The sequence below is a fragment of the Flavobacterium cupreum genome (assembly GCF_003996965.1).
GTDB classification, from domain to species: domain Bacteria; phylum Bacteroidota; class Bacteroidia; order Flavobacteriales; family Flavobacteriaceae; genus Flavobacterium; species Flavobacterium cupreum.
Window position 1 is genome coordinate 1 of the sequence record NZ_QWDM01000242.1, and the last position, 286, is coordinate 286.

The 286-nt window shown below is 65.0% G+C and carries 1 protein-coding gene; it reads right to left on the bottom strand.

Going from position 1 to position 286, the window contains the following annotated elements; all coding sequences use genetic code 11:
- Positions 1–28 precede the first annotated feature (28 nt).
- Positions 29–286, bottom strand: a 258-nt coding sequence (locus D0817_RS27310; protein ID WP_127341026.1) for an AI-2E family transporter, incomplete at its 5' end; no start/stop codon positions are given.

Consider the following 286-nt stretch of genomic DNA (forward strand, 5'->3'; position numbering starts at 1 on the left):
GACCTGGACGAGCGCGACCAGGAGACGATCAGGCCTTCGGTTCGCCGGGCAATTGGATCAGCGGCGGCGAACGGGTCGAGATCCAGTCGCGCAGCAGGGTGTAGCCGACCGCCAGCAAAACAGGGCCGATGAACAGGCCGACGAAGCCGAACGCGAGCACCCCGCCCAGCACGCCGAGCAACACCAGCAGGAAGGGCAGATCGCTGCCCTGGCTGATCAGCATCGGCTTGACCACGTTGTCGACCCCGCTGATGAGCACCAAGCCCCATACCAGCATGAAGATCCC